A 21,224-nucleotide genomic window follows, 5' to 3' on the forward strand; every position below is an offset into this window, starting at 1 on the left:
ACCACGTCCGAGGACGCGTCCGGACCGGATGCTCATCACCATGACTACCGAGTCGCCTGTCGCCGCGCCGTGGACGTCCGGGGTGCCGGCGATCGACAACGCCGCTGCCCGAGTGGAGCAGCTGCGCGAGAAGCGGGCTCGGATCACCGCGGCGATGCTGGAGGCGGAGGCGGAGTTCATCGGCCAGGTCGCCCAGGCCCATCGGGCCGGCGGGATCGACTGGCGCGGGATGCTGGCCGCCTACGAGCAGGTGCGGGCGTGGTCGAAGGCCGAGGGGGTCACCGGACACGGCGGGCGCTGGCTGGCCCAGATCTCCTACGACTGGCAGAGCCTGACCAGGCTGATCGAGACCCTGCCGGTCCGGGAGGACGGCACCTGGCGCGGCGACACCGGCTTCGACCGCCTGCACAAGAGCAAGTACCCCGGCCGCGGCGCCGAGGTGGCGTTCGTGTTGTTCGGCAACGGCGGGGCACCGGTGTTCATCGGCTACACCTGCCAGTTCTACCGCCGCCTGCAGAACCTCGACCGTGAGGGGATCAGGTGGGAGTCCTGGCTGGCCCTGCCCTGCGTAAGCCAGCGGGACTCGGTGGAAGTCCGCCGCCAGCTCGTCGTCCGGTACGGCCAACCCAACATCGCCGCCCAACCGGCGACCGTCCCGGCCCCCACCGCGTCGACCGGCCCCGCGTCCTGGTGACGCCGCCCGCGGGCGGCCCAGTTCACCGCCGTCGGGGCAGCAGCACGTCGACCAGGCGCTGCCCGAGGCCGACACCGATTCCGACCAACAGCGCGGTCGCCATCGTCCGGACGCCGCCGCCCGCGACCGATACCGGTGCCGCCCCGGCCGCGGCGTCGACGTCGAGCGGCCCCGCGTCAGCCGCCTCCCGCGCCTCGGCGGCCGTGCCACTCGTTCGGGGAACGCGCTGGATCCGGTGTGCCGCGTCCTCCAGCCGCACGGCGACCGGCTGGTCCTCCCAGGCCACCACCTCCAGCCGGCCCATCCCGGCCAGCTCGGTGAAGCGGTGGTCGCCCGAGGCGACGACGAACGCCCGGCACCCGAGCGAGGCGTGCACGCGGCGGGCGTGCGCGAGCAGCACCTCCTCCGCCGCGTCCGGCGCCGGTGCCACCCGCAGCGCGGCCACGCCCAACTCGGCCAGCGCCGAGGCCGTCGGATCGTCGGCCAGGTCCGCCCCGCCGTACCCGGCGACCGCGTGGTGCACCGGCCCGGCCGCGACCAACAACGCCTCGACCCGGGCCAGCAGGACGCGCCGTCGCGGCCGCACCGCGCCGACGCTGTTCTCCAAGTCGATCAGCAGCACGCGAGGCTCGACCACAGCGGAAGTCACCCGCCGAGCCTGACTCAGACCAGCCGTTCCCGACACTCGGCACGACCGCTACGCTGCACCCTGCCAGGGCTCTCAAAGCCCTGATCAGCGCCACGCAGCGCACCTCTTACAAGATCAACCCCAAGGGCTTTACCTGTCAGGCATCACCCCCTTCGGGGAGATGCGGGCGGGGCCCGCCGGTGTTTGCGGATGCACTTGCCGCCGGCGGCGGCATAGCCTGTTCGGGTGAACGCGGGGGCGTTCACCGGGCTCCGGGGGAGGCCGTTGCGGAGTCCGGGGGACTCGTGGCGTACGTGACGCCGCTCTACAGCGGCACCGACGCTCAGATCGACTACAGGCTCGGTATGGTGCAGGCGGGCTGCGTGTCCGACACGCAGTTCGCCTACCACGCCGACGCGCGCGAGCGCCCGCTGCGCTGGGTCGGTCAGGGCCTGACCGCGTTCGGTCTCGTGGACCAGGGCGTGGTCGCGGGCGCGGAACTAACCCCTGATCAGTACGACATGGCGCGCGCTCTGGTGCGCGGATTCCACCCCGGAACCGGTGAGCAACTGGTCGTCGGGAAGGTCGCCGTGCCGCCCGCGGCGAAGGTCCCCAGTAGCGCCCTGGTGGCCGCCGTGACCGCCGAGGCGCAGCGGTTGAACGTGGCCCCGGAGGAGCTGTTCGAGGGCAAGAAGGCCCGCGCCGCCTACGCCACCGCGGCCCGCGAAGTCGCCCGCCGACCGGCCCGCGCGGCGTTGAAGGTCACCGACGCCGAGCGCCTGGCGCGCGTCGCCGGGCTCGATCCGGAGCAGGTGTGGGCGCCGGAGAAACTGGCCGACGCGCGTACCGCGCTGTACGAGCAGCGCCCCGTCCTGGACGACGACGGCAACCCCAAGTTCACCCGCGCTGGACGGCCGGTGACCGAGCGGGTCGAGCGCCGCGACAGCGTCCGCATCTACGCCTTCGACGTCGGCATCGGCGTGCCGAAGTGGGCCAGCGTCTTCCTCGCGTTCTCCCCCGACGGGTTGGTCGACCGGGTCGAGGACGCCTACGCGACGGCCACCGACACGACGTTCCGGTGGCTGGAGGGACGCACCGGGTACGTCCGGATCGGCACCGAGGGGCGCGGCCAGCAGGCCCGGTTCGCGCCGTCGTCGGGCATGGCCGGCTGGGTCATGACCCACCGCGCCGCCCGCCCCGTGGGCGATGCCGAGGTGGGCGATCCGCACTGGCACGTGCACATCACCGTGGCCAACCTGGCCCAGGGACCGGACGGCAAGTGGCGCGGAATCGCCGCCGGCGGCCGCGACCTCATGCGCCACACCCACGCCATCGACGCGGTCACCCAAGCCCAGATCCGGCACGAGCTGCACGCCGAGTACGGCGTCGAGTTCACCCGCTCCGAACGCACCGGACAGTGGGCGTTGTCCCACGTTCCCGACGCGGCGATCAGCCAGTTCTCCAAGCGCCACGACCAGGTCATGGCCGCGTTGAAGAGGCTCGGCTACGACGGCAACACCGGCGTCTCCGCCGCCCAGGCACGCGTGCTGACCCGGACGTCGCGGTCGGCGAAGTCGGAGTCCACCGCCGCCTCGGACGCCACCCTGCGCCAGCTGTGGCGGGCCGAAGCCGTGGCCGCCGACCTCGATCCGGACGAGTGGATGCCGCGCGTGCTGGCCGCCTACAACGCCGGACACGCCCGCGTGGACGCCGACGTCAACGCCTCCGCCAAGGCCCGGTTCGGCATCGACGTCGACGAACTGGTCGACGCGCTCACCCATCCCGAGACCGGACTCACCGCGTACCAGCGCCGGTTCGACCACCTGGAGGCGCTGGTCGCCGTCGCCGAGGCGTTGCCGAACGGCGCCGCGATCGGCGACGTCGAACAGCTCACCGCTGTGGTGCTGGCCCATCCGGCGTTCCTGGCCATCGACGGACCGAACGCGCTGCAGGGCCAGAAGCTCGCAGGTGCCGAGCGGATGCGCAGCGGCCAGGCGTTCACCACCGCCGACGTCCCCGCCCTCGAACGCGACATCATCACCGCGGTCACCGCGTCCAGGCCGGAGCAGGACAAGGCCGTCGTCGCCGCCGACACCGTGGCGATGGCGACCTCGGTCGCCGAGGCCGGCCAGGGCTTCGAGCTGTCGGACGAGCAGCGCCAGGTGCTGCACCAGGTGGTCACCAACGGCCGCCAGTTCGAGGGGATCGAAGGCCCACCGGGTACCGGCAAGACCACCCTGATGCGCGCCGCCCGCCTGGCCTGGGAAGCCCAGGGCTACGTCGTCGCTGGCGGCGCGACGGCGGCCGTCGCGGCACAGAACCTGGCCGCCGAGTCCGGCATCGAGTCGCGGACCGTGGCCCAGTGGCGCTGGCGCATCGGCCACCGCAACGGCCTGGACGGCGTCGACGTCCTCGTGCTGGACGAGGCCAACCTGACCAGCGACCGCGACCGCGCCGCCCTCTACGCCGAGGCCCTGCGCACCGGCACCAAGGTCGTCGAAGTCGGCGACCCGCGCCAGCTCCGGGGCGTCGGCGTCGGCTCGATGTTCGGCTACCTGCACGCCACCCTGGACGGGCCGCGCCTGACCGAGAACCGCCGCCAGCACGTCGAGGACGAGCGCCGCGCCCTGGCCGCGTTCCGCAACGGCGACCACCTCGACGCCCTGCGCACCTGGGAACGCATCGGCGGCGTGGTGGCCACCGAGACCGCCGACGAAGCCGTGGCGGCGATGGCGAGCCGGTGGATGACCGCCCGCGCCGGTGCCCCCGACCCGCACACCGAGGCCCGCGGCGTGCTCATGCTCGCCGCCACCAACGAGCAGGTCGCCAGGCTCAACACCACCGCCCAGGCCGTGCGCCTGGCCGAGGGAGAACTCGCCGGACCCGGCACCACCTACGACGTCGGCGACGACCGCCGCGCCACCTTCCACATCGGCGACCAGGTGCTGATCAGGCGCAACGACCGCACCGGCGAACAGGTCGACGGCGACGGTGTCCTCAACGGCTACCGCGGCGTCGTCACCGCCCTGCACGACGGCACCGGCAACCGCCCCGAAGGCGTCGAGGTCGCCTGGTTCCCGCCCGGCGCGTCCCTGAGCGGCGAGCCGTCCAGCGCCGTGCTGACCCCCGCCTACATCGCCGACGGCGGCCTCGACCTCGGCTACGCCCTGACCGCCCACAAGGCCGAGGGCCTGACCGTCAGCGCGTCCTGGGACCGGCCCGACGGCACCCGCAACTCCGGCACCGTGCTCACCTACGGCCCCGGTCAGGACGCCCCCGGCCTGTACGTCAGCCTCTCCCGCGACCGCGGCCAGGCCCTGCTGTTCGCCGCCCGCCAAGACATCGAAGGCCTCCGCGAAGACGCCCTCTACGGCCCACCCCGCGACCAGACCGAGCTCACCGAACGCGTCCTCGCCGCCCTGGCCGAACGCGCCACCGCCACCGCCGAGAACGCCAACGACCGCCCCGTCCTGGTCGACCTGGGCGAAGCTCCGCCACTGGACCGGCTCACCAACGAACCCCCTGCCGCGTCCACGCCCGAGCCGGTCCCGGCCACCGAACCAGAGCCCGACGAGCGGCAGCCCTTGGACCTCTCCCCCACCGCCGTGTTCGAGCGGATGACCCGCTGGCGGCACGAACAAGACGCTGATCAGGGCGAACCCATCCCCGCCGAGCAGGACCACGAGCCCGCGCCGGCGCTGGACGACGAGCAACGACGCAGTTGGCGCGAACTCAACCTGCGGATCGCGGTCGCGTCCGACAGCGACACCCGCGACGCGGTGCTGGCCGAGCGCGCCGCCTTCCTCGAACAGCTCGGCACCGAACGCGCCGAGGCCCTGCGCCAGGAAACCCAGGCCGCCCGCGAGCAGATCCGGGAGCGCGTCGCCGCCCGCGAGCAGAAGTTCGGCGAGGCGTGGCGGGCCCGCCCGCTCGGCCGGCTCACCGACGGGCAGCTCGTCGACGCACTCGCCGAGGCCGCCGCCGACCGCGCCGAGCACCTGGCCGCCGCCGAGCACGCCCAGGCCCGGCTCGCCGACCTCGAACCGGCCGTCACCACCGGCCACGGTCCCCTCGTGGTCGCCCTCGACGAACGCCTCGCCGAGCTACGCCGCCAGCTCGACCTGCACACCCGCGCCGACGAGGCCGCCCAGCAGCGCATCGCCGCCCGCGCCGAAGCCGATGACCTCGCCCGCCAAGCCCGCCGCAAGGAGACCGACGCCGAGCGAGTGCCGTGGTACCGGCCCGGCCGCCGCGACCAGATCCTCCGCGACGCCTCCGACCTGCACACCCAGGCCCGCGAGGCCCAGGCCCGCTCCGCCGACCACGCCCGCACGCTGCGCGAGCTGCTTCCCCAGCTTGGTGACGACCGCCCCCACCCGTCCCTCGCCCGGGCCGCCCTCCAGCGCGCCGAAGCCAGCTACCCCGCCGACCGCGACCGCGCCGAGCAGAACGACCGCACCGACGTCGACGAGCTGCACCGCCGGATCACCACCAGCCGGACCGCGGTCGCCGACCTCGACATCCGCCGTGCCGACCTGGTCGCCGAGCAAGGACTCCGCGAGGCCATGTCGCCCGCCCAGCGCACCTCCGAGGCCGACCTGCGCCGCCAGGCCGCCGCTGCCGAGCTTCAGGAACGTCTCGCCGAGCAGCGTGCCGCCAGGGAGCGTGCCGCCCGCTTCCGCCGCACCACTGCCGCGCGCCGCGACGACTACTACGACGCAGGCCCCGACCAGTCACTCCATCGCGGCATGGGACTAGGCCGGTAGAACCAGGTTTTCACTGATCAACGTCTTATAGAGCTGCGAACAGTCGCAATGTTCGCAGCCCTGCTAGCGCTCGCTGCTACCCTCCCCAAGTACAAAAACGTCCGTTTTTGCATCACGTTTCCGCCTGGTGAAGGAGCCCTCCGCCATGACGACGCCCCCGGACCCCTCGAACGATGCGATCGGGGAACGCCTGCGGCACATCGCCGCGGTGGCCGTGGTCGACAAGAAGTCGGCCGACGAGTTGCTGTGGGACTGGATCGGCCGCACGCCCACCCCGGCCGGTGAAGAGCGGATGAGGCTGTTAGCCCAGCTCGCCCCCCGACTGGTCGCCGACGAGGTCACCCGTGCCGGATGGGGAGGCCGTACCGGGATGTGGGCGCTGGACCGCCCCGTCAACGAGGACCTGCCGCCGGACGTCCTGGCCGTCGCCCAGGCCGTCGTGCGCCACCTCAACGGCGAGCACGACACCGCCGAGGAGATCATCGACGCCTACACCGGCCCGCTCGGCGTGCAAGGGCTCTGGGGTGTGGGGACGGCCGCCTTGCGGCTCCTGGCCGCAGAACTGAACGACCAGCGCGCGGACCAAGCCGACGACGCTCGGCCGTAGAGGCTGCGCCTTCTCACCTCGGCCGGTCGGGGTGGTCGCTGAACCGGGTGACGGGCGGCTGTGGCTAAGGTGCGCGCCGCCTGTTCACCATCCTGCAGGGGGACGAAGTGAGTACGACCAAGCCGCCGGTGAAGCAGTCGTTGGCCATCCACGCCCTCCACCTACCCGAGGCATGGATTCCCGTCACGATGGCCGCGACCCTCGTGACGGCACTGATCAACGGGTTCCTGTCCGGCTTCACGGTCGCCGACGGCTTGCTGTGGGAAGAGGGCGGCATCCCGTTCGGGATCGTCTACACCGCACTGATCATCGGTGCGGCGGTCGTCTTGTACGGCCGGTGGCAGCAGGGACGGATCATCCGGGTGCCGATGCTCGCCGTGCCGATCGCCTTCGGGCTGCTGATCAGCGGCATCCGCTGGCACTACCTCGACCACGGCGAACTGTCGGCGATGCTGGTGTTCCCCGTGCCCTTGTTGCTCTTCGGTGCCACGTTCCTGCTTTGCCGGCTCAGGTTCGACTGACGGCTACGCCGACGCGCCCTCGACCTTGACCACCCTCGCGAAGCCAGGCCCGTCGTCGAGCCCAGGTCGTGCAGCGGCGCGACCGTCGTCCCTGGCCGGAAGCTGATGACAACGGCTATTCACGGTGAATAGGGCGAGGCATGGCGACGGTGCGGCCGCGAACCCCGTCGGAAGATTCTGCCGACCTGCTGTCGGCAGTATATGCGCCGAGTCGGCCCGTACCGGTGGGCGAGACCGAACGCCGGTCCCCATAACTCCTGATCAGAGCCTTAAGGACTGAGAAGGCTCGCAGCGTTAGCACCTCTGCGAACGCTGCGAGGCAGGACTCCAGTACACGTCGAAGGGCTCGACACATCTCCAGCGCGCGGAGCGTGTCGAGCCCTTCAACCCGGAATCGGGGCGCCGGGAGACCGTGTTACCCGAGGCCAGCGCGGCGGGGTCACTCCTCTTCGAGGACCGCGTCGACCTCTTCGTCGGTCACATCCGTGACGCTGAGGTGGTTCAGCAGCTTCCCCAGCCGCAGGTCGGTCTTCACGCTCGACCGGTGAAGCTGGTAGATCGTCTCGCCGTAGCCGCCTTCGACCTCGGCGAGACGCGCCTCAAGGGCCAGAATCCGACGTTCCAACGTCTGGAGAGAAGCCATGCGGGGAGCCTAGCGTCGCGTCGTGCCCGCAAAGCCCCGACCACGTGTCGGCACGTCCGCGTGTTCAGGTCACCGTGGCCATGCTGTGGTTCTGCCAGTCCGGTGCAGCTCCACAGCCACCCGGAATGCCAGTCGGGCGGGCCAGGCTCAGCGGCATGACGAAGAACCTGCTGACCCTCCTGGAGGGCGTTCTCGCCAGCACCGGCCGCACCATCCGCGCGGTCGTGCTGATCGTGACCCTGGGCCTGGTGACCGGGACCGTGCCGGGCGTTCCCTTGCCGCCCCACCAAGCACCGAACGCAACCGTCACCACGTCGAGCAGTAGTGGTCGGTTACCGCATACGAGCTGGCGGAAGGCTCGCAGATTGGCCGATAACGCCTGACCAGAACCCTACAACTACAGCGATTATTCGCAGGGTTCGCGGGCGTGCGAGCCCTGCGAGCCCTGCGAACAGATCGACTGGTGCCTACGCCGGTGAACCGGCCGACTCGGATGCCGGAGGTGCAGGCGGCAGGCCGAGCTTCTTGCGAACCTTGGCCATGTTGTCCACCCCGGTCATGATGAGCACGCCGAGGATCTCGCTCTTCTCCTTGGTGCCTCGCAGGTCGAAGTAGAGCTGCTCGCACGCCTGCGACAAGGAGTCGGCCACGGTGTGCGGCAGGTACCAGGACCGGGTCGTGCCGTTGGCACGGCGTTTGGCCGGGGCGCGTCGCGACTGCTGCTGCGGCGGCTCAGCCCCGGCGCGGCTGCCGCGCTGGCTGAGGATGTCGGCCAGTGGGTCGTGACCCGCACGCGGGTCCTCGGCCCTGAAGTCCCTGCTCACGAAGTGATGACCTCTTCCTGCAAGTTGCCCTCAAACGGCAGTTCGGGCAGCGCCCGCAGTTCCTCTACGTCGGCCAGGCCTGCGGCGATGTCGAGCACCAGGCCCACGCGCCGGTACTGCTCGGAGATCGGTGCGTCCGGCGCGTAGATCGTGACGGGGACGCCCTTGAGCCACGCCTCTTTGACCTTGGCCGCCAGCGGCAACCGCGCGATGATCGGCAGGCCCCGGGCAGCGAGGGCTTCGAGTTCGCCCATGACGTACTTGTCGATGCCAGCGAGCGGGCGCCGGTAGCGGCTGGGCACCAGGCCGAGCAGGCGCCGCTCCGGGATCCGCAACTCCTTCTCCACAGCACGGATCTGGGCCAGCAGCAGCCGCAGCGCCCGGATCGAGGTCCGGTCCGGCTCGACGGGGATCACCACGGCGTCGGCCGCGGCCAGGGCGTTGTCGGTCAGGATGTCCAGCGACGGCGGGCAGTCGACGACCGCGTGGTCGAAGGGACGCTCACCGGCGGCGGCGGCTACCTCCTCGACCAGTGCCTCCAGCAGCCAGTGCAGCCGCTCCTCCATCTTCTTCACCCGCGAGTACAGGGAGCGCACCACGAGGAACATGTCCAGCGTGGTGGGCAGCACCCACAGCTCGCCGCCGGACGGGTGCGTGGAGTGCAGCACCAGCAGGTCGCGCACCGGTCCCTGGTAGTCGCCCGTAAGGGCGTTGGCCAGGTTGACCGCGTCCGGCCCCGAGGGGGCTTCGCGCAGGCCGAGCGCCTCGGTGGTCAGGTGGCCTTGTGGGTCCAGGTCGATCGCTAGCACCTTGCGGCCGCGCTCAATCAGAGCGCCCGACGAGCCGGCGGCCAAGCCACTCTTGCCGACGCCGCCCTTCTGGTTGAGCTCCACCGTGGTGTGCATGGCCCGGGAGCGTACCGGCGCGACTCGCAACACTGCGAGTTTTCGCAGCATTGCGAACGCTGAGAACAGGATTGTTGGTCCAGTGCGAGGCAATGAAACGCTTCTGAAGTGCTCAAACAGCGATGCTAGTTAGCAGCTCTGCGAACAATGCGAGAGATGTAGATGTCCGTCTGGCGAGCGGTACCGGACGTCGCCGTACAGCCAGCCGATGTGGTGGGGAAGCGGGGCGGCGCACACCGCCACGAGCGACAGCAGTAGAGACCAGCAAGTCGATCCTGTTCGAGGATCGTCGCTGGTGTCGGTGGGCAGGTGCACAATCGTTCGATCCGAACGACAGGAGGACTGTGCAGCAACCACCAACGCCTGCCCAGGGCAACACCATCACCTTGCAGGAGCTCGCTGAGGAACTCGGGCGGGACTGGCGCGCCATGCGCGAACTATGTCGGGCTCAGCAGGTCTTCGCCCGGACGCCTGACACCGTGGTCAGCGCGAGCAACGCCGACCGTCTCCGCGAAGCCCACCGGGACAAGGAGCGACGGAACGCGCAACTCCGGTCGATCCCGTCGGACGCCCGGCGTCCGAAGTCCAAGGCGGACGCCTACGCCGAGGCCGCCTACCGGCAGTGGCCCGGAGAACTCGGCGTCGACGTGATCGCCCGCCAGTGGGCCGAGCAGATGTTCGAGGTCGCCGAGGCCGTCGTCTGGTGGAGGGCGGGAATGCGAGGTCAGGACGCGGCTCTGGCTGGCTTGCTCCGAGAATTCGGAGTCCAGCCTCACCACCTGGCCGTCGTGGTGCGAGGTGACACCATGCTCTTCCGCCTCATCGACCAGGGCATGGCCCCCGAGATGATTGCCCGGCTCCTCCGCCAAGAGGGTCACCTGGTGTGAGCAGTCGCCAAGCATGGGCAGTTCTGGCGAATTAAACGAACGCGGCCCGGCAGCCACCCGCTACCGGGCCGCGACCAGATGATCTGCAATCTTCTCCATTATGTCAGTGTTGTCTGAAATTAAGGATGGTCGCTCGCACTGTTCGCAGCACTAGGAACGTTGCGAGCGTTCTCAGGCAAGTCCAGCCGAACTCGGCCGCATCGACCTGCTGTGACCGGACGGGCCCATCGACTGGGTGCGGCACTGTGGGTGGCGGCGCGGACACGGTGTGTCGGTAACGTGGACCGGTCGTCGACTTCGAGGAAGGGCTGGACGTGTCCAAGCCGCCGTTGACCGTTCGCAACGCCGCGATCACCACCGCCAGTGTCGAGATCAAGACGCTGACGGTCTCGGGCAAGCAGGTGACCCTCGCGGTGTTCCGCCAGTTGCGCGAGGTGCCGGTGGTGACCGACGAGGGCATGTTGGCCGGTCAGCCCTGGGGTGTCGTGAACTACCACCCGGACAAGTGCGCCAACATGTCGGAACACTGGCACGTGGTGTGGCAGGACGGCGAGGACCTGCGCCGCAGCTTCGTGACGGTGGTCCCGGTCTACCAGACGTTCTGGTCGGAGGACGGCGACCGGTTCGTCACCTCCTGCGTGCACGACCTGATCACCACAGGAAGGACGCCGTACTTCCAGGGCAAACCCCCGGTGGAACGGCTGCTCAACCAGTACGACGGCATCAACGTCGACACCGGCCACGGATTCCGCACCGACCTGGTGCTGGCCGAGGCCGCCAACGCCTCGGCCAAGGTCTGGCTGGACCTGCAGTACAAACGCAAGTCCATGCTGGAACGCGCCGACAACGGGGATGTGCCCTCGTGGATGGTCTCGGGTGTGCAGGCCGCCGAGCGGCAGTTGTCCGAGGCACTGCCGGCCTTCACCGCCAAGGTCGCGGAGTTCGAGGCGACCACCGACCTGCTCTACGAGCGCTACGCCGCGGCCACCGAAGCCGAGAGGGCGCGTCGGGAACGCCATCGACGGGTGCGGGAGGAGCTGGAGGCGCTGCCCCAGTTGTTCATCGCCGTGTGAGCGACAGGATGGAGTGGTGCCGGCCCGCACGGTGCGGATCACTCGTCGACGGCCAGGCGCTCGATCGCGGCCTGCTTGTCGGCCTCGGTGGGCAGGCTGTAGCGGCGGGCGGTTTCGATGGAGTGGCCCAGGATCTCGGCGACGGTGACGATGTCCTGCCCGTCGCGGACCAGGTTGGTGCCGGTGGTGTGGCGCAGCGCGTGCGGGGTGAGGTCGCCGTCGCGGCCGAACTCCAGGTTCGCGTCCGCAGCGACCGCTTTGAGCACGTCATAGGCGCCGCGGGTGGACAACCGGCCGCCGCGCCGATTGAGGAACAACGCCGGGCTCTCCTTCGCTCCCCGCCACTTCGGGCGGTCGTCGATCCACGCGTCCAGGGCGGTGCGCAGGTGCGGGTGCAGCGGCACCTCCCGGTACCTGCCGCCTTTGCCGTAGCGGACGACCAGCACGCCCTTGCGGGCGGAGATCCGCACGTCGTCCAAGTCCAAGGCGACCGCCTCGCCGCCACGCAGTCCGGCGTAATAGCCGATGTAGGCCAGCGCCTTGCCGCGCGGGTCGGCGCGCTGGGCGGCGCGTAGCCAGCGGGTGCGGGCCCGGTCGTCCAGGGCGCGGGGGGCGGCCTTGGGCACCTCCTGCCGCTTCACCACCGCCGGGCCGAGCCCGAGGTGCCGGTACAGGTCGTCGACCGCCGTCAGGTGCGCGTTGACCGTGGACAGCTTCCGCCTGGCCACGGTGAGCAGGTGGGTGCGGTAGTCGCGCACCGCCCCGTTCCGCACGTCCGGATCGGTCAACGGGTCGCCGTCGACCGCGCCCGCCTCCACCGCGTCGGCCAGCCACGCCAGAAACTGCCGTACCCGCGAGCAGTACGCCCGCACCGTGTCCCCGTCCAGCGGGCCACCCGGCCGCGACACCGCCTCCCGGTAGCCGGCGAACAGCCCGGCGAACACCTCCGGCACCACCGTCGGCAGCGCACCCGGACCGCGACGCGGTCCGGGTGCCGCTCCCGCGCCGGTACGGTCCGAAATATCGGAAGTTGTTCCGGTCCCCTGAAGGTTCGCCGCGTCGGCAGTATCGGAAGTCACTCCGGCAGTCTACTTCTGATACTTACAGGTATCAGAAGAAGGTCGGATTCGTGCCGACTCGCTGTAACGAACTACAGCGAGAGTGCTGTAGTCTTCCGCAGCACCAGCGCTGTAGACATCTGCAGCGACCAAGGGGAGGAGTTGCCCAGTGGCCTGGGACGACCAGCCTGTCGCCAACGGGATCCGCACCGACCACCCGATCCCGAATCTGCCCTTCGTCGACGACAGCCACATTCCCGTGGGGGACCCGGAGGCGATCGAGGGCATCGGCCGCCACGCCGATTCCGGCATGTGGGGCCGGTTCGACATCGACGACGAGACGGGCGAGTGGATGGCGTTCACCACCGACCCGAAGAACCACTCCTACTCCTGGGTGGTGCACCACCATCCTGCACACGGCCGCAGCGTCGTGCTCTACCGAGGCGGCGACGGCGCGTCTGCGCACAGCGAGTGGTTCGGCGACCGGCCGCTGCTCACCCGGCTCGGCGGTTACTGGTGGGACGGGAACACCTGGTACCGCCCCCGACAGGTGTTCAGCCTGTCCACCGAGGCCTACATGCGCCGGCCCGTACGCCAGCCCACCACGATCACTGCGGAGGATCTGCTCGACAGCGGCTGCCAGGCCGACCTCGGACAACTGCACAAAGTGCTGCACTTGGACCCGGACGTCGCGGTCGCCGCGGAGCAGTGGCGACACGACCTCGCGCTGTGGGCGACACGTCGGAGCGCGTACCCCGACGCCTTGCCACCGCAGCGGTGCGTGGTCTCGCTCAACGCCCCGGAACTGGCCGACGGCACCCTGCTCGGAATCGACGACTTCGCCCGGGAAGCCAGTATCGCGGCCTCGACCCTGCGTGCCTACATCGCCCGTGACGAGGCTGAATTGCCGCCGCCGCAGGTTACCGACGGCGGCCGCAAACGGTGGGCGCGTCCGGTGGCGCTCGACTGGGTCGAGCGGCGCCGACGCGAGCCGTCGAACGTGGTCGCCGTGCTCAGCGGCGACGCCGAAGACCGTCTTGCACCCGGACTCCGCACCCTGTGGAAACGCCTGTCCGGCGTCGTCTTCCGCGCCCTCTGGGATCAGCCCGCGTCTCGCCGTCGCTGGTCCCGTCCCCACCGCAACGAGCAGGCTGTGCGATCGGTGGCCGACCAGCTGGCCTGGAGCGCCGCGCTGCACCTGGACTCCACGGTGCCCTTCGACGCCCTTGCCGACGCCCTGGAATACACGGTGCTGTGGGAACTGTCCCGCCATCGCGACTACGCGATCGACATCGGCTACACCAGCTTCATGCCCAACACCGGCCGCCTGCTCGGCTGGTTCGTTCGCCACAAGCCTGACCGGGTGCCGAGGCTCTTCGGGGCCATCGTCGGCCAGGCCGAACGAGAGTTGAAGATCCCTCCCGCCGTGACGAAGAGGTCTCTGCGGAGCTCACTCGTGACCGACGGAGGGTTCAAGGACCACAAGGAGTGGATCAACGACTTCCTTGCTGTGACCCTGCCTCCGGAGAAATAGACCGGCACCTGGGGTTAGCAGGGTTGCGAACGTTCGCAGTCCTCTGTGGACGGCGAGGCACGGGTGCTTCACTATCACCGTATCGACGTATGGTGACTTTGAATCACCAAGTAGAAGAATGGTGACATGAACTCTGATCGCCACCGGGCGCAGCCGGCTGACAACCCGGAGACCGGCAGTTCCTCAGTTCGGAAGAACCTCACCGCGACCGCCGAGACCCGGTCGACCGCGTGCCAGCACCAGCGCGAGATGCAGCTCCTTGTCCAGCTCAGCCTCACCAGGCGGCACGGCAGCACCGCCAGCGCGATCTCGTCGAAGATGCTCGCCGACGAGAAGATGGCGGCGTGCCAGGTTGAGTGCGGCGACGCCTCGCCCTACCGCGATGTCGAGCTGCACCCGATCTCCCGGCAGGAAGCCGTCGCGCTGCTGGAGCCCACCGGCTACCTCGACATCATCATCAGCGAGTTTGCCGACATGGCCAGGACGGCGTGGCACGGCATCCGTCGGTTGGCGCGTCGTTCGGATCGAGACTCGACAGCATGACCCAGGCACCGCCCCGCCAGACAGCAGCCCTGCGAACGCAGCGTTCGTAGAGCTGCTAACAATCGCACCTCTCGCACATCTGCGAGATTGAAGGACGGACGAGTCGCTGGCCGTCAGACCGCTGAGCCGCGACTGCTCGTCGGCGCGTTCGGCCCAGACCCGCGAATCGACCCGCACCGCGATTCGGCAGTCCCCCCGCACAGCCCGACCACGGCCTCGGCGCGATCCCACTCCGCGGCGCACCCGCTTGTCGGCGTATCGCACGGCCGGTGGTCACATGCTGCGCGGGTCGGTCGTATCACCATCTGCGTGAGGTTGTTCCAGTGGCAGCCTACGGTCGATCTCCAGAGCCAACTGCTGGACGACGTGCGTGCGAGTCCGGCCGGTGGCCTGGCACAGCCATTCGATGAGCAGGCCCTCGACCAACAGGTTCACCCCCGCCTGCCGGCTGCGCGCTCGTGCGGTCCATTCCAGACCGGCCAGGAGGACCGCCGAATCCCGCGCCGACAGCGGGCCTTCCAGGGCCAGGACGTGCGCGCGGACCTGGTTGACCTCAGTGATCAAGTCGAGCGTCTCTTGAAGAGTGCGGCCACCCTCGCCCAGCAGGGTCAGCCCACGAAGCCAGTCCTGCGCCACCTCCCGCGAGGTCTGCTGGGGCAACCGCGCCAACTCCGAGTCGACCGCGGCCTGGTCGATCTCGACCGGCGTGCCGTTGCCGGGGCGGGTGCGGCGACGACGTCGGAACCATCCGGCCATGTCGGCACCGTAGCGGTCATACCAAGTGCGTTCAGGCTGTAGCACCGTTCGCAGCTCTGAGAGCATTCGCAGAAACGCGAGAATCTTGCCTGGTCAGCGCGCAGACACCGGTCGCTGCACGAAGTGCGGCTCAGCCCTCGCGTACGGGGCGTCGTCCAGGACCAGGCGGTCAGGAGCGGGCCCGTCGAACGTGAGCACCCAGGAATGGTCCGGGTTCGGCTCGGCGAAGCAGGCCGCGCAGCTCACCCGCAGCTCGCCGTCCGTGATGCTGGCCGTGTACCGGTCACCGTGCAGATGGTGCAGCCCGCGCTTACACCTCGCGGGAACGACACCGACCTGGACCGCGTGCTCGACCCGGCGGTGCAAGCGGGCGTCCGGCCGGGCACCCCGGCCGATGTTCTGCAAGTCCATGTGGCGAAGACTAGCGGCATCATCGAACGCATGTTCGAATTTGATTGGGGAAGAGGTCTCGGTGACGGTGGTGCCGGTGCCGCTGGCTGTGCTGACGACGGGGCCGGCCCGCGGGCGGAGAGTTTCGTCGCCCGCCCGCGCAACGTGAGGGCTACCGGGCGACACGACCTCGGAACACTTCGCAGAGGTGCGAGCCCTGCGAACGCTGCGAGATTCCGCCCGGAGTACCACTGGGCCGTCACCATGTCGGGCTATGGTGAATTCAATTCACCAAATGACAAGATGGTGAAATGACCTCTGACCCCTACCTGATCGAACCGGTCGACAACCCGGTGACCGCCATCCCGTCGGAGGCGGACGAGCCGCACCGCGCCGCAGTCGCTCATGCTCTCCGTGCCTGGATCAACGCCAAGATCGCCCCCGTCAATGCCCCTTCCCGCCACATCGTGAGGGAGGCGCGCTGGATCGGGAAGCTGGTCGAGGACCTGCTCACGGTCGAACAGCGGCGGGCCATCCTGTTCGCCTTGGGCGCCGGGCAATCGCTGGCCGACGTCGGGCAGGAGTTGGGCGTCTCCCGGTGGGCTGTGGGCAAGCGGTGGCCGGACCTGGCCGACCAGGCCAGGCCGTTGCGGTGGCTCTCGGCCAACCACACGCTGTGGCAGCCGGCCCTGGAGAGGCTCCTGGAGCAGGAAGAACCGCACGCCGACCAGCTCGCCGACGAACAGCGCCAGGCCCTCCACCGGCTGCGCGAGGTCATCGACGAGTACCGCACGCGGATCTGGGACTGGTGGCTGCTCATCGACACCCCCGAACTGGCCCGGGTCATCGTCTCCCACGAGCCGCCGAAGGAGTTCGAGCATCACCTGGCCCACGACTGGGTCCATGCCCTGCTGGCTGACTACGACCGCACCCGCGTCGGCGACAAGACCAAGCCCCAGGCAGAGGTCACCCGCGGAGCGATCCACGCCGCCACCAAGCAGCGACTCGGCCACGCTGGCTAACGCTGCGAACAGCCACTACTTCGCTGTAGAGCTGCGAACGTTCGCAGAGGATGACCAGCCATGATAGTCCATCCGGGCGACTTAGCAGTCCGCGCGGGTGCGAACGTTCGCAGCTCTGCTAACGTTCGCACCCAACTACAAAAACGGCCGTTTTTGACAAGCAAGGAGGGGTTGCCGGTGAACACGGCAGAGCGTCTGCAGCAGATCGTCGGGGAGCTGGGCGGGCAGTTCTATGAACGCGAGGAGGTCATCCGCGCCCTGGTGGTCGCCGTGCTGGCCGGTCAGCACGCCCTGGTTCTCGGGCCGCCCGGAACGGCGAAGTCGCAGCTCGCCCGCGAGCTGACGTCCCGGATCAGCGACGCGCGCTACTGGGAGGTGTTGCTGAGCAAGTTCACCGACCCGAAGAAGCTGTTCGGGCCCGTGGACGTCGGCGCCCTGTCGCGCGGGGAGTACCGGCAGGTGTTCGAGGGCCGGGCCACCCAGTGCGAGATCGCGTTCGTCGACGAGATCTTCAAGTGCTCCTCGGCCGCGCTCAACGAGATGCTGGCGTTCCTCAACGAGCGGACCTACCACCCGGAAGCCGGGGGCGATCCGATCGAGTGCCCGCTGATCAGCGCGATCACCGCGTCCAACGAACTGCCCAACGGCGAGGACCTGGCGGCGATCTACGACCGGCTGCTGGTGCGCGTCGAGGTCGGCTACCTCGCCGACCCCAGCAACTTCGCGGCCCTGGTCCGCTCCGCCGTCGATACGAAGGCCGCGACCACCCGGACCACCGTGACCCTGGAGGAGCTGCGCCAGGCCGTCGAGGTCGACGTGCCCGCGGTCGCGGTCCCGGACGCGGTGGTCGACGCGATCTGCACGCTACGGGTGGCGCTGCGCCGCGCCGAACTGGTCACCAGCGACCGCCGGTGGCGTCAGGCAGTGCGGCTGTTGCAGGCGTCGGCGTGGCTGGACGGCCGCGACGAGGTGGCCGACACCGACCTGGCCATCCTCACCACCGTGCTGTGGGACTCGCCCACCCAGCGCCCGACCGTCGAGCGCGAGGTGCTAACCCTGGTCTCCCCCGACGCCAAGGAGGCCCTGGACCTGGAAGACGCGGTCAACGAGCTGGAGACCGAGCTGGACGCCAAGGCCGGCCAATCCCGCGAGAAGCTCAACGAGTGGGCGATCAAGGAGGCCAACAAGAAGCTCGCCCGCGCCGGCAAGCGCCTGACCAAGATGCGCGAGGAGGCCGTCGCCGCCGGCCGGCCGACCGCGACCGTGGACCGGGTGATCGCCCGCCAGAAGGCCGTGCACGCCCGCGTGCTCGTAGAGGCCCTGGGCGTGGACGCAAGCATGGTCTCCGCGCAGCTCTGATCAGGCACGACAGCGGAAAGGAGGGACAACGATGGGTGCGGTGAGCAAGCTCAAAGACCTGGCCCGGCGGGCCGGCCGGTGGTTGGGCCTGGCCGAGACCCCGGCCGCGCCGAAGGAGGTCGGCGCGGTGTCCGCCGACCGGTTCGACCAGATGAGCTGGCGGGAGATCCACGACCAGGCCGCGCCGCTGCGCGAGCTGGCCGACGAGCTCGCCGAGCGCCACGACCACACCACCGACCTGCTGCGCGACGTGTGGCTGGCCGCCTACAAGACCACCCCGCAGGTGCACGAGCGGGACCGGATGGACCCCGCGCGCCTGGTCAACCACCAGGTGGTGACCTCGCTGCTGGGTTCCCCGGAGTGGGAGGAGCTGCGCCGGGAGACCGTCGGCGACCCGGTCGCCGCGGCGATGGCCGTGCTCGCCCAGGCCGACGCGCTGCGCCGGATCCTCGAGCGCACCCAGGACGCCCAGGACGCCGCCGGCGCCCAGGCCGAGGCCGAGCAGGAGGCCGCCGACACCGCCGCGGCGGTGGCCGCCGCGCTGGACCAGGCCGCCGACGTCGCCGACGACGAGGGCACCGTCCCCGTCGAGGCCGCCGCCGCCGTCGAGCAGGCCATCGCCGCCGCCGAGACCGCCGACCAGGCCGCCGCCGACGCCGCCGGGGGCGCCGAGCAGGCGTTGGCCGCCGCCGCGCCCGGCGTGCGGGCACTGGCCCGCGCTGCAGCCGCCGACGCCGCCGAGCAGGCGCGCGAGGAAGCAGCGCTCATGGCCGCCTGGGGTGTGGGACCGGGGCAGTTGGAGCGCATGGACTTCGACGAGCGCGCCGCCCTGGCGCAACGGCTGCGCGACGGCCGCCTCGGGGAGTTCGCCGCGCTGATCGGCCGGTTCCGGCAGATGGCCACCGCCCAGCGGGCCCGCCGCGTCGAGCACGCCCCAGGCGAGTACGTCGGGATCACCCTCGGCGACGACCTGTCGCGGGTGATCCCCTCGGAGATCGCCCAGCTCGGCGTGCCCGAGCTGCGGGCGGTGTTCGCCGCCAAGTACGCCGAGGCCGGGCTGATGCTCTACGACACCCGCGGCGAGGAGAACGTCGGCCAGGGCGCCATCGTGGCCTGCGTCGACTGCTCCTGGTCGATGACCCTGCGCGGCCGCGACGGCATCAGCGGCGAAGCCTGGGCCAAAGCCGCCGCCCTGGCCCTGCTCGACCAGGCCCGCAACGCCAACCCGCGCCGGGACTTCGTGGCCGTGCTGTTCGCCAGCGCCCACGAACTGCACGTCATCCGCTTCCCCGCCGGCCGACCCGTCGCCATCACCGACCTGATCGACCTGGGGGAGCACTTCTTCGCCGGTGGCACCGACTTCGAGACGCCGCTGTCGGCCGCCGTCGAGATCCTGGAAGCCGAGTTCAACGCCGACGGCAAGGCCAAGGGCGACATCGTCCTGGTCACCGACGGCGAATGCGAGGTCGACGAGGACTGGATGCGCGCCTGGAACGAGGCCAAGGCCCGCCTGGACTTCCGCACCTTCGGCATCGCCGTGCGCGCACCCCGGACGGCCACCGAGTCCGGCGGCGTCCTCGACGCCCTGTGCGACAACCTGCGGGCCGTCGACGACCTCACCAAGCCCGACAGCACCGCGGACCTGTTCCGCACCATCTAGCGCCTGCGAGGGGTGCGAAGACTCGCACTCCTCGCACAGTTCTCAGCCCTCGCACTCCCTGAACAGCATCTACTCGCGTCACGGCGGCCCACCCGCTAGGCTGCCGCTAGCAAAAACGTCCGTTTTTGTAGAAGGGATCACGATGAACCAGCCCGGAACCGAGGTCGAGACCGGCGATGCCGGGTTCGACGCCTACACCGCGGCGTTGGAGTCGGGGGACACCCCGCTGCTGGGTCACCTGGTCCTGTACTCGGTGTTCGACGGCAAGGTCAGCCACAACAACCTGAAGACCTGGTTCGCCGAGCTGGGTCTGGACGAGGACTTCCTGCCCGGCGAGCTGCGGCCGATCGACGCCTTCGAGAAGGTCACCGGGCCGGACGGGGTGCGCCTGACCTACGCCCTGGACGACCCGGCCGCGGACTGGCGCACCATCCAGCGCCGCAACATGCTCAGCACGAAGGCCACGCTGATGATCCGCCACGTCCGCCGCGACGGCGAGAAGATCGTCCGCCACGTCGTGCGCGAGGTCCGCGACGAGGAGCAGACCCAGCTCGACTACGACCCGCACATGGCCGACCTGGTGTTCCTCCGCGACAACGAACGCGACGAGGCCGGCGCGGGCGATCTGCGGATCGTCCCGGACCAGACGTCCATCGCCGCGCTCCCGGAGGGCGAGCAGCTCCGGGTCAGGGAGCTGCTGGGCGAGGTGGAGAACCTCTACCGCCACCGCTGCGCCTTCATGACCGGCGACAAACTGCGCACCGTGGTCCGCAACTACATCGAGCACCTCAACCCGATCCGCGTGCGGCCCACCGGGGGCGTCTACTTCGTGCACCGCCAGCACGCCGACACCCTGGGTGCGCTGCGGGCGCTCGTCAGCCGGTTCGGGGCCAAGAGCAGCCTGACTCGCGTCCCCCTGCCCGACCAGGAGGAGATGCGCGAGATGGTGATCGGCGCGTTCACCACCAAGGCGTCCGACGACCTGAACAAGCTCGCCCGCGAGATCGCCGAGGCCCAGGCCACCGGCGCCAACTCCACCGTGATCCAGAAGCTCTACGGCCGCTTCCAGGACCTCCAGGCCGCCACCGCCGAGCACTCGTCCCTGCTCTCGACCAGCCTCGACGACACCGACTCGGCACTCAACCTCGTCAAGGCCCAGCTGGGCAGCCTGCTGGCCAGTGGCAGCGGGGACGACGAGGACGACGAGGACGACTAGAACCGTGAGCGAGCCGCGAACGCTCGCAGGGGTCGCAGCGATGCGAACTCTGCGAGCGTTCGTGCATCCTGATCAGGGGAAAGCCGTGATCATCCGCCTTTATGGGCACTTCCGTTGGGGGTGCATACGGGGGATCAC

General features: G+C 70.1%; 20 protein-coding genes. 13 read left to right on the forward strand and 7 right to left on the reverse strand.

What is annotated here, in order from left to right:
• Positions 1 to 40 precede the first annotated feature (40 nt).
• Complete coding sequence (locus tag AB0G01_RS34525) at positions 41 to 694, forward strand: hypothetical protein (RefSeq protein WP_360954886.1); 654 nt, start codon at positions 41 to 43, stop codon at positions 692 to 694.
• 22 nt (positions 695 to 716) lie between these two features.
• On the opposite strand, the gene AB0G01_RS34530 is transcribed toward AB0G01_RS34525, so the two are convergent.
• Positions 717 to 1,343, reverse strand: a complete 627-nt coding sequence (locus AB0G01_RS34530) for a hypothetical protein (protein WP_360954889.1) — start codon at positions 1,341 to 1,343, stop codon at positions 717 to 719.
• A 284-nt stretch (positions 1,344 to 1,627) separates the two neighbouring features.
• Here AB0G01_RS34530 and mobF point away from each other — a divergent pair, with 284 nt between their 5' ends.
• The 3 genes from mobF (at position 1,628) to AB0G01_RS34545 (ending at position 7,216) form a co-directional block, all read left to right on the forward strand.
• Entirely contained in the window at positions 1,628 to 6,088 is a 4,461-nt protein-coding gene (gene mobF, locus AB0G01_RS34535; protein WP_360954892.1) for a MobF family relaxase, read from the forward strand.
• Positions 6,089 to 6,233: 145 nt separating this feature from the next.
• On the forward strand, positions 6,234 to 6,695 hold the full coding sequence (locus AB0G01_RS34540) for a hypothetical protein (protein ID WP_360954895.1): 462 nt from the start codon (positions 6,234 to 6,236) through the stop codon (positions 6,693 to 6,695).
• Between the two features lie 107 nt (positions 6,696 to 6,802).
• Positions 6,803 to 7,216 (forward strand): hypothetical protein, encoded by a 414-nt coding sequence (locus AB0G01_RS34545; protein WP_360954898.1) that lies wholly within the window; start codon positions 6,803 to 6,805, stop codon positions 7,214 to 7,216.
• Positions 7,217 to 7,655: 439 nt separating this feature from the next.
• Here the strand turns inward: AB0G01_RS34545 and AB0G01_RS34550 are convergent, their stop codons facing one another.
• Positions 7,656 to 7,859, reverse strand: a complete 204-nt coding sequence (locus AB0G01_RS34550) for a hypothetical protein (protein ID WP_360954901.1) — start codon at positions 7,857 to 7,859, stop codon at positions 7,656 to 7,658.
• Between the two features lie 155 nt (positions 7,860 to 8,014).
• Here AB0G01_RS34550 and AB0G01_RS34555 point away from each other — a divergent pair, with 155 nt between their 5' ends.
• Positions 8,015 to 8,242 (forward strand): hypothetical protein, encoded by a 228-nt coding sequence (locus tag AB0G01_RS34555; RefSeq protein WP_360954904.1) that lies wholly within the window; start codon positions 8,015 to 8,017, stop codon positions 8,240 to 8,242.
• 84 nt (positions 8,243 to 8,326) lie between these two features.
• On the opposite strand, the gene AB0G01_RS34560 is transcribed toward AB0G01_RS34555, so the two are convergent.
• Together AB0G01_RS34560 and AB0G01_RS34565 are read right to left on the reverse strand one after the other, a co-directional pair.
• Positions 8,327 to 8,683: a hypothetical protein gene (locus AB0G01_RS34560; RefSeq protein WP_360954907.1), complete on the reverse strand. Its 357-nt coding sequence runs from the start codon at positions 8,681 to 8,683 to the stop codon at positions 8,327 to 8,329.
• Entirely contained in the window at positions 8,680 to 9,588 is a 909-nt protein-coding gene (locus tag AB0G01_RS34565; protein ID WP_360954910.1) for a ParA family protein, read from the reverse strand. Before AB0G01_RS34565 ends, AB0G01_RS34560 begins: the two co-directional genes overlap by 4 nt.
• A gap of 344 nt (positions 9,589 to 9,932) precedes the next feature.
• Between AB0G01_RS34565 and AB0G01_RS34570 the strand changes: the two genes are divergently transcribed.
• Positions 9,933 to 10,475 carry a hypothetical protein gene (locus AB0G01_RS34570; protein WP_360954913.1) on the forward strand — a complete coding sequence of 181 codons (543 nt, stop codon included), beginning with the start codon at positions 9,933 to 9,935 and terminating at the stop codon, positions 10,473 to 10,475.
• Positions 10,476 to 10,789: 314 nt separating this feature from the next.
• Complete coding sequence (locus tag AB0G01_RS34575) at positions 10,790 to 11,548, forward strand: hypothetical protein (protein ID WP_360954916.1); 759 nt, start codon at positions 10,790 to 10,792, stop codon at positions 11,546 to 11,548.
• A 38-nt stretch (positions 11,549 to 11,586) separates the two neighbouring features.
• Here the strand turns inward: AB0G01_RS34575 and AB0G01_RS34580 are convergent, their stop codons facing one another.
• Positions 11,587 to 12,504 carry a tyrosine-type recombinase/integrase gene (locus AB0G01_RS34580; protein ID WP_360954919.1) on the reverse strand — a complete coding sequence of 306 codons (918 nt, stop codon included), beginning with the start codon at positions 12,502 to 12,504 and terminating at the stop codon, positions 11,587 to 11,589.
• A 271-nt stretch (positions 12,505 to 12,775) separates the two neighbouring features.
• On the opposite strand from AB0G01_RS34580, the gene AB0G01_RS34585 reads away from it, so the two are divergent.
• Together AB0G01_RS34585 and AB0G01_RS34590 are read left to right on the forward strand one after the other, a co-directional pair.
• Complete coding sequence (locus tag AB0G01_RS34585; protein ID WP_360954922.1) at positions 12,776 to 14,140, forward strand: hypothetical protein; 1,365 nt, start codon at positions 12,776 to 12,778, stop codon at positions 14,138 to 14,140.
• Positions 14,141 to 14,266: 126 nt separating this feature from the next.
• The gene (locus AB0G01_RS34590; RefSeq protein WP_360954925.1) at positions 14,267 to 14,683 is read left to right on the forward strand and encodes a hypothetical protein; all 417 of its coding nucleotides are present in this window, start codon (positions 14,267 to 14,269) and stop codon (positions 14,681 to 14,683) included.
• A gap of 273 nt (positions 14,684 to 14,956) precedes the next feature.
• On the opposite strand, the gene AB0G01_RS34595 is transcribed toward AB0G01_RS34590, so the two are convergent.
• Both AB0G01_RS34595 and AB0G01_RS34600 read right to left on the reverse strand, forming a co-directional pair.
• The gene (locus AB0G01_RS34595; protein WP_360954928.1) at positions 14,957 to 15,439 is read right to left on the reverse strand and encodes a hypothetical protein; all 483 of its coding nucleotides are present in this window, start codon (positions 15,437 to 15,439) and stop codon (positions 14,957 to 14,959) included.
• A 93-nt stretch (positions 15,440 to 15,532) separates the two neighbouring features.
• Entirely contained in the window at positions 15,533 to 15,850 is a 318-nt protein-coding gene (locus AB0G01_RS34600; RefSeq protein ID WP_360954931.1) for a hypothetical protein, read from the reverse strand.
• Positions 15,851 to 16,140: 290 nt separating this feature from the next.
• Here AB0G01_RS34600 and AB0G01_RS34605 point away from each other — a divergent pair, with 290 nt between their 5' ends.
• The 4 genes from AB0G01_RS34605 to AB0G01_RS34620 all read left to right on the forward strand — a co-directional run bounded on the left by AB0G01_RS34605 (position 16,141) and on the right by AB0G01_RS34620 (position 21,086).
• Positions 16,141 to 16,851, forward strand: a complete 711-nt coding sequence (locus AB0G01_RS34605) for a hypothetical protein (protein WP_360954934.1) — start codon at positions 16,141 to 16,143, stop codon at positions 16,849 to 16,851.
• A gap of 177 nt (positions 16,852 to 17,028) precedes the next feature.
• A complete protein-coding gene (locus tag AB0G01_RS34610) occupies positions 17,029 to 18,210 on the forward strand; it encodes an AAA family ATPase (RefSeq protein WP_360954937.1) in 1,182 nt (393 codons plus the stop codon).
• A gap of 40 nt (positions 18,211 to 18,250) precedes the next feature.
• Positions 18,251 to 19,870 carry a VWA domain-containing protein gene (locus AB0G01_RS34615; RefSeq protein WP_360954940.1) on the forward strand — a complete coding sequence of 540 codons (1,620 nt, stop codon included), beginning with the start codon at positions 18,251 to 18,253 and terminating at the stop codon, positions 19,868 to 19,870.
• A gap of 142 nt (positions 19,871 to 20,012) precedes the next feature.
• Positions 20,013 to 21,086, forward strand: coding sequence for a DUF6744 family protein (locus AB0G01_RS34620; RefSeq protein WP_360954943.1), 1,074 nt, complete (start codon positions 20,013 to 20,015; stop codon positions 21,084 to 21,086).
• Positions 21,087 to 21,224 lie beyond the last annotated feature (138 nt).

The sequence above is a fragment of the Actinosynnema sp. NPDC023587 genome (assembly GCF_040640215.1).
Classification (GTDB): domain Bacteria; phylum Actinomycetota; class Actinomycetes; order Mycobacteriales; family Pseudonocardiaceae; genus Actinosynnema.